The 6223-nt window shown below is 59.5% G+C and carries 7 protein-coding genes; 2 read left to right on the top strand and 5 right to left on the bottom strand.

From position 1 onward, the window contains the following. Window positions 1-91 (top strand): IS3 family transposase (locus IC605_RS25480; RefSeq protein WP_343216646.1); only part of this gene is annotated, 91 nt, incomplete at its 5' end. Between the two features lie 106 nt (window positions 92-197). Here the strand turns inward: IC605_RS25480 and IC605_RS23075 are convergent. Beyond that, window positions 198-1910, bottom strand: a complete 1713-nt coding sequence (locus IC605_RS23075; protein WP_216329400.1) for an ATP-dependent nuclease — start codon at window positions 1908-1910, stop codon at window positions 198-200. Window positions 1911-2179: 269 nt separating this feature from the next. On the opposite strand from IC605_RS23075, the gene IC605_RS23070 reads away from it, so the two are divergent. Then, window positions 2180-2647 carry a 3'-5' exonuclease gene (locus IC605_RS23070; protein ID WP_281416518.1) on the top strand — a complete coding sequence of 156 codons (468 nt, stop codon included), beginning with the start codon at window positions 2180-2182 and terminating at the stop codon, window positions 2645-2647. A 104-nt stretch (window positions 2648-2751) separates the two neighbouring features. Here IC605_RS23070 and IC605_RS23065 read toward each other — a convergent pair whose 3' ends face one another. From IC605_RS23065 to IC605_RS23050, 4 genes are read right to left on the bottom strand one after another with little or no spacing between them, the layout of a single operon-like run. Further along, window positions 2752-3234 carry a hypothetical protein gene (locus IC605_RS23065; RefSeq protein ID WP_216329399.1) on the bottom strand — a complete coding sequence of 161 codons (483 nt, stop codon included), beginning with the start codon at window positions 3232-3234 and terminating at the stop codon, window positions 2752-2754. A 9-nt stretch (window positions 3235-3243) separates the two neighbouring features. After that, the gene (locus IC605_RS23060) at window positions 3244-4647 is read right to left on the bottom strand and encodes a S1 family peptidase (RefSeq protein ID WP_216329398.1); all 1404 of its coding nucleotides are present in this window, start codon (window positions 4645-4647) and stop codon (window positions 3244-3246) included. A 22-nt stretch (window positions 4648-4669) separates the two neighbouring features. Continuing rightward, on the bottom strand, window positions 4670-5179 hold the full coding sequence (locus IC605_RS23055) for a hypothetical protein (RefSeq protein WP_216329396.1): 510 nt from the start codon (window positions 5177-5179) through the stop codon (window positions 4670-4672). 7 nt (window positions 5180-5186) lie between these two features. Then, window positions 5187-6056, bottom strand: a complete 870-nt coding sequence (locus tag IC605_RS23050; protein ID WP_216329394.1) for a hypothetical protein — start codon at window positions 6054-6056, stop codon at window positions 5187-5189. Window positions 6057-6223: the final 167 nt, after the last annotated feature.

Raw genomic sequence — 6223 nt, 5'->3', positions numbered from 1 at the left:
CATCGAGGTCTTCTACAACCGCCAGCGCCGCCATTCCACCCTGGGGTACTTGACGCCCCTGGAGTTCGAACGCCAAGCTACAGCCGCTTAACTTCAACTACGCAATATCGGGGCAGGCCCAGTTCGCGCCCTGCGGCGAAGGGAGCGGCAAAGTTTGCGGAACTGGCGCCTCAGGCTCGCCTGAGGCGCCAGTTCCGTCATGACCTCTCCCTGGACGAGGGAGGGTGAGGAGCAGCCTGTGTTTGACGAGAGGCGCGGATCTCGTCCACGTGCTGGTTGATGGCCTCGATGAGGCTGGCAAAACGCTGTTTGGTATTGTCGCTGAGGCCAAGCTTCCCCACCAGGCTGGGGTCGTTGACAAGCTGTTGGGACACTTCGGCGTGAAAGTTCTCGTTGGCCAGAGGGTCCCCGACCTGCTCCAGCATTGCGGTGATGGCTTTCGGCAAGCTGTTCTGTCCGCACCGGATGTGCCTGCCCAGGGGAGGTGGCCCTCCCTGATAGATCTCGACCGGGTGCAGGTGCGGATATCGTCGCAAGAAGAGCTCCAGGTACTCCTGGGGTTCGAATAGGTCCTCTATCTCGCCCAGCCGTTTCCCCGAGGGCCCAAAAGGCCGGGCATGGTCCCCGCACCTCACGACGCGCGCGACCATGCGTTCCACCTGGTCGGCGTCGGTGTTTTTCATGTCTGAATCGAGCAAGACGATCAGCTCGCTGGGGCGTGCTCGCGCCTGATCGAAGGAGGCCAGGGCCGCGACCGTGGGAACCATCCGGCGTGTCCCGCTGCCCTGCACCACGCCAGTGCCCGGGCGCAGCGCCGCCCCGCAGAAGCCAGACATCACGCTGAGATAGTGCTGGTCGCTGTTGCCTTCAACCAGCAGCGTCGGGTGTTCAAGCAAAACTTGACGGGTCAGGTCCAGGCCAAGCGCCTCCCGCCAGGGAAGTAGAGCGCGGTGATCCCTGGCCTGGTTGAGCGGCCGGGCCTGCACTTGCCCGCCCTCCAGTTCGATGGCGAGGATGCCCGAGTGCCGGTCGGATTCCAGATCGATGAGCAACGGAGAGTGCGTGGCCATGACGACCTGCTGCAACTGGGCGTGCCCCCGGAGGTAGGCGAGCAGCTTTTCCTGAGCACCGGGATGCAGGCTCACCGCAGGTTCGTCAAGCAGCAGGAGGCCCGGTTGGGTCGTGATTCGGTGAACGCCCCCGCTGTGGCCGATGGTGTTCTGCTTGGTTCTCCCGTAGGGGTTCCACTTGCTCCGCGTTGCCCCGCCGATGCCGCCGATGGCGAGTCGTCTGGACTCCCTGGTGGCGAGCTTCAACCGCCGGTCCTCCTGCCGGGTTCGCTCCTCGGCAAGGGCGCGGCGTGACCCAATGAGGATGGCCAGGATGGCGATCTCAATGGTCCCCTTGCTGTTACGGTAGAGCGGTTGCCGCAAGCCGTTCCTGAGAACGTGAACGGTGAGCGGCCCCCCGGGTTCGACAGCCGGTTGAACCTCGAGTACCTGCCCGGTGTCGTCGCCGAGGATGGCGGCGAAGATACCCGCGATACTTTGTGCCAGTGCCCGATCCTGTTGCAGGAGGGCCTGAACTTCCCTGCTCTCCTTCTCATCGAATACAACCAGTTGCGCTTCGACGAGGTGGGACTCCCCGGGGGGCGGTGCGGGGGGACCGAGGATCGCATCGGAAATCAGCCGATCCACAGTCTTCGGGGGGTCAGTAACCATGGAAAGCCCGACCACGTGATGCTCGAAGCTGCATTGTCTGGCCGCGATCGCTTCCAGGATGCTGCTCTTGCCGCTGCCGTTCAGCCCAATCAGGGTCGTCATCCTGGGGTAAAGGCTGAGTTCCAGACCCTGGATCTGACGGAAGGCCTGGAACTTGATGCTCTTGACCCGATTGGTCCACAGACTCAAGCTTTGCCCCCCCGCTGCTTGCTGGCGCTGCAGCAAGACACGAGCGGCACCCGGTTCCCAGCAGTAGGCCGTTGCCGAGACAGCGTGAAGAAGCCGCCCCCAATTTGGGAAGGGCGGCTCAGCCAAAGGCGCAGCCCGGCGACAACGGGTGGCATGGCTGTTAAAAGGGAAAACACGGAGCGCACCCAGTCAGCGTAGCGGAGCAGGCCTTGTGGCGTTGGCGCACATGGGGATGGGGGCGCAGGAACGGGTAGTGACCCTCGGTCGCCCTGGTCTCCCCCACCGGCGAGGTCCCGTTCGAGAGCCTGGTGCGCCCGCTTGGGCCGGTGAGCGAGGAGGCGCGGGCGGTGCACGGCGTCACCGACGAGGAGTTGGCGGCGGCGCCGACCTGGCCTGAGGTGGATGCTCGGCTCGTGCCGCTCCTGCGAGGCCGCGAACTGGTGGCGTGGAGTGCTTCGTTCGACCGGCGCGTGCTCCGGCGGTCGAGCAGCCTGCACGACTTGTCCTGGCCGGAAGTGGAGTGGCGCTGCGCGATGCATGTGGGCGCGCAAATCTGGGGCGAGTATTCGGAATACCACAGCGATTTCCATTGGGTCAGCCTGGACGCGGCGTTCCGGATGGAAGGCGTGCGTCTGGACGCTCGGCACCACCGGGCCGCCGGCGACGGCCGCCGCCTGAGCGTCCTGATGAACGCCGTGGCACAGAGCGCAGAGAGGACGGGCTCTCACGAAGACTGAAAAGGGAAGGCACGAAAGTGGCCTTCCCTCGCTGCGCGTTCTTGTCTGAATTTGCGGTTCTCGAGAACGCTTATGGATTGTCCTTGCCAGTCAAACTTTTGCTGTCATGACTTCATTTTGAATGTCGTAATCTTCATCTGCCCAGAATTCAACGGTGAGTACCTGAACCTAAATTCGCCCGTGATCTTGTGATCTGCTGCCTTGAGATTGCTCGCGGCGTCAGGTGTTAGCGACCTTGAAAAAAGCGTCAGGCGAGATTGAGCAGGAATTTTCCTGACGCGAATGACTCCTGGGCAGGGACTGGCAAACTCGAATGGTTGTTTGGTCGGCCAGGTGTAAACCTTGCCTCCAATATTTATAACGTAACTGAAATCGCACTCGCTGTAAGACAGCTCTACAGGAGTTGGACGATTATTACGAAGAATTACATCGATAACTTGGTCCTCGCCTTTACTATGCACGCTGATTCTTAGCTCCGGGAGTTGATTAGTGGCACCTAAAGCAGTTGTAGTGCAAAAACCAACTAAGGCTCCCAGACAGACAAGTACAAACATTAAACGGCTTGATGTCACGAATGCTTGTCTCATATCAGAAGTCTATCGGGTGAAGATGAACGTCGTATTTGGGTATGCAACTCTAATTTGAGCCACGGGTGAGAAGTAGGCCCGGTAGCCACAGGATACGGTAATACCATCAGGACGTGTTTTGTTGGGTGCGTCCGTACTTGCCCCCGAGGTGATACCAAGGAACTTGGCAGTATTGGTGCCAGTAATTTGGAACCACGGTCCACCACTGTCTCCACCACATGCAGCCGACGAGATGGCCTTGTAGACCTCGACAACATTCTTAATAATCCTGGGCGGAGTAAAACCTTCGTAAGCGAGGTCGGTATCATATGAAACAACATTTGCCTCACGATACCCAGACGAAGCACCGATGCTTGATACAGTTTGGTTGTTGCCCGGGCGTTCAGAGATCGTGGTAACGTCGTAGTAGGTGTCGCTGGTTCCTGTGTCGATGCTGTGTGTGCCACCAACAGTCTTGATGATTCTTCCCCGGTAGAAGTCGCCGATGGCTGTGTACATCGTCGTGTCGGCGTTCTGACACCGGGCCTGAGGATACTGCGTGGAGGAGCAACTGTACAGGGGATTATCCAGCGCCTTCGTTCCCACCCGTACCGCGTTTTGAGTCATGACACTGCCGTCGTTGCTGGTGCCCCAGTTGAGCGAGCAGTGCGACGCCGTGAGGAAGGTCGCGACATTGTTGGCAAGGACGGGGAGGCCTATACTGCAACGGTCTGTGGGACTACCGAATTGAAAGTTGACTCCTCCAACTGGTGGTGTAAAGGTGTCATACAGCGTCTTTGCCGGTGTGTTTGTTCCGATTGTTATGTTCACGGCGTCGGAGGGGATACCTGATTTGGCTGCCATCGACAGAAACTTTCCCTTTTTATCCTGGTCAGACATCTGCACATTTAAAACATTGGCCATGAAGTCAATTGACAACTTGTTGACCACGCCGTCGTACATAAAGTCCCTCGATGAGCCTCGCCACTTGTTGAGCTTCGAGAGAGGATACTTTACGCGTTGGTAGGTAAAAGGCAAAGTACGCGCAGTGACAGCACTGCCGTTCTGATCCGTCACTTCCGGGAAACCGGAGCTGCTGTCAATCAGATTCATCAGCTCATCACGCATCTTCCGTGACAGGTCGCTCCGGTTGTCGGAAGTGTAGATGATAAACTGTTTCCGGTCTAGGCTGAAGTCGTATCCGGCAAAAGTCGGAAAACGTTCGGAAAAAGCTGCCAGGGACACGAGCCAATCAGGTTTGGTGCTGGCCTGTGGTAAGACAGCACTTTGGTCTACCTGTGATGAATTCAATGAAGGAGAGGTACTTTCGTCTGGTGGTGATGTGCCTTCGACTTGGGAGGTCGTTGCCTGACGTCCACAGCCAGCGAGGAGAAGCGTAAGTGTTGCTAGACCAAGCCACGCGACTCTGCTCATGAAGTTTTCCTTTCCGAAAGGTTTAAAGGCTGCCGTTGATTGTTTTTAGACACGCCTCGGTAATTGGCGTGATCTTGGCCGGATCGGTTGGCGTGGTGAAGCGCACTTGGCCCCCCTGCTTATCGAAGACGACCGTGTATTGCAGGTAGCTTGCCAGGGCCTTCGCCGGGAGGTAGTAACTGCCCTGGCGAAGTTGAACGGCGACCGGCAGAGGTTGGAGCGCACTGACCGTCTTGACGCCGATCACGCCGGGGCCACCGATGAGGTAGGCTTCCCGGCCCGTGGTCTTCACCCGCACGCAGCCCGCCAGGTCCACCACCCTGTTGTAGGGGTCAAGGACAGGCCTCCACCCCAGGGAGGCAAAGGCGGTGAGCGGCAACGTCAGTTGACCACCTAAGATGGAGTACGAGAACCTGCCCAGGTCGCGCCCGTCCAGTAGCAACTTCACCTGAGTTGAGGAACTGGTCTGAGCGTGGCTCAAACCCAGGAACAAGGCGGCGCACATGAGGCTGAGGCGTGCAGAGTGGGTCATGGTTCCCTTAGGGGTACGCGAGGTCGATGCTCTCGGTACTCTGATCGGTGTATCTGACCGTGACGTTCCCGGACTTGCACGACCAGTTCGCGTCGTTCTGGACGTCGCTGCTCGTCCAGGTGTGCGCGGTCGAGGACGAGGTGCCCAGGGTGGAGCCGGACCAGCCGATGTTCTTGATATTGTCGCCGCTCACCCCATTGGTCAGGCTGGTCGTGCGTTTGACGCGCTGCGCCGTGCCGCCCGGGGTCCAGTTGCTGTTCGCGGCGGACACGACGATGGTGTAGTTCGGGCTGCCCGCGCTACTGTTCGTGGTGCGCAGCGCGACTTGGTTGGGCGCAGGCACGTAGAACTCCATCGTCACGCTGCCCGGCTTGACCCGGTTGACCGTGCTTGGAGGGTTGGCACAGGTGTTCTCAAAGCAGAAGGTCGTGGCGCCCGCCAGGCGGATGAAGTTGGTCCACCAGTTGTTGGTCGGGCTGTAGACCAGCCCGGCATCGATCTCATAGTTGGAGGACGAGCGTCCCCCGAGCATGGCGTACACGCTCGTGTTGGCGTTGAGGGTCGCCAGGCCGGGTCCGGGCAGGCTGAGGGTGGACTTGGCGTAGGAGTAGCCGTCCTTGGAGGCCACCCGGCGATAAGCCGCCCGGGTTTCGGCGGCGCAGGAATAATTCAGGGAGAGCGGACCCAGTTCCCCTTCCGGAATGACGTCGCAGGCGGCGAACTGTAATTTCTGGCCGTTGGGGGCCATAAAGGTCGAGTCGCTCACCCGCTTCATAGGCACCAGGACATTCAGGAGTTCCGGCTTATTGGCATGAATCTTCAGGTTGTCGTCAATGAAAATCACGTTATCCTGGTCGGTGGCGGGAAGGTTTGCCATGATGTTTCGCATAAGCTGACGTTCCTGTCCTTGAATGGCAGGATCGATATGGGTTGCACTTACTCCTCCAGGTGTGCCGACGGAGCCGCAGGCAGCGAGGGTGGCAGAAAGCACAACGGCAGCGGGCAGGACGAAAGTACATCGCATGAACAACACTCCTGGCAGCG

Source organism: Deinococcus aestuarii (genome assembly GCF_018863415.1).
In the GTDB taxonomy this organism is placed as follows: domain Bacteria; phylum Deinococcota; class Deinococci; order Deinococcales; family Deinococcaceae; genus Deinococcus; species Deinococcus aestuarii.
This window is presented reverse-complemented; position numbering and strand designations above follow the sequence as displayed.